Raw genomic sequence first — 1,469 nt, forward strand, 5'->3', positions numbered from 1 at the left:
CATCGACAATCTCTTCATTCAGAGTGGTGAAAGCACTGTTAACACCTTCAAAAGCAGCAGCAACATTGTGATAAGTCTTCTTGTCACCTTCTGTGCCATCAGCATCAAATTGTGCAACTTTGAAATCAGGTTTCGTCCATTTGCCATCCTCATACTTGGCATTACCACCGAAATACTCCGCAAGGGCTGTGTTCGTAGAATGGAGCTGTGAACCATTCACCGCATCCGTTGAGCTTTCTGAGAGTTCACCATCCTTAAGAAACGTGATCTTGCTGTTGCCTTTTTTCTCTCCTTCTCCATGCTGCGCACTAAAGGCATTTGCATCCTTGCTCCATACCAAAGAATCCTGTGCAACTCCTTGTGAAACCTCTTTAATCCGTGCATTCACATTCTTGATATTTGCATCAAGAGCTGAAAAAGCGGTTCCAACACCTTCATATGATTTATTTGTTACATCACCCTCTTTAGAAACTGTCGATAAGTCATAGCTGGGAACTGTAAAAGTGCCATCAGCACTAAACGATGCTTTACCTCCTAAAATTTTTGCTAAACTCGCAGCTATGGTATTAATCTGTCCACCCGTAACCGCATCGCTCGAACCCGCCACTAGAGAACCATCAGCCAGCGATGTGACCTTGCTGTTTGTCTTTTCACCTTCTTTTCCATGCAAGGCTACAAAAGCATTACTCTGATTACTCCATGATAAAGAATCCTGTGAAACTCCTTCTGAGACTTCCTTAATACGATCGTTAACGGTTTTGATATTCTCATCAAGTCCTTTAAAGGCTGTTTCAACACCTTCATACGATTTATTTGTTACATTACCCTCTTTAGAAACTGTCGATAAGTCATACGTTGGTCCTGTAAAGTTTTTGCCATCAAAGGATACAGCGCCACCTAAAATCTTTGATAAATCCGAAGCTATGGTATTAACCTGTCCACCCGTGATTGCATCATGTGAATCCTTGGCAATCTTACCATCAGCAACATTATGGAGACCTACAGCTGTCTTATCTTTACCACCTAAAGTCACACTCGTGTAATTAATGCCGCCATTATCACCATCTTTTTTATCGTAATGAACAACGGCTGAATCATCAGACTGAAGGCTGGTAGAAAGATCCTTCAGACTTTTATCAAGCTGACCTTTGTTAACAGCTTCATTATCCTTTGTTGCTTCACCAACACCTGAAATTATCCGATCCGCACCAGTCTTGTTGGCTATATTGATTTCACTGCCTTCTACTGCAGCTCCAATAGTGAGACGATGTGTTGTTTGGTCTTGCTGAACAAAGCTTTCGCTTTCTACTTTGTTAATCACATTATTAACCTGTTCAGTCAATTTATTCTGAACATTTGTGATAGAAGTACCTACACCTTCAAAGGCAGAAGCTACATCAGGATATTCTTTGTTTTCTGTTTCGCCATCATCCTTAACGGACTTAACAGTGAATTTAGGAGCAGTCCAT

1 pseudogene is annotated in these 1,469 nt (G+C 41.2%); it reads right to left on the bottom strand.

Annotated elements, in window-relative coordinates:
• A pseudogene (locus ACFIK1_RS05075) lies at positions 1-1,469 on the bottom strand (hypothetical protein); the annotation flags it as partial.

This window comes from Bartonella sp. OC16QHHD (assembly GCF_042194035.1).
GTDB lineage: Bacteria > Pseudomonadota > Alphaproteobacteria > Rhizobiales > Rhizobiaceae > Bartonella.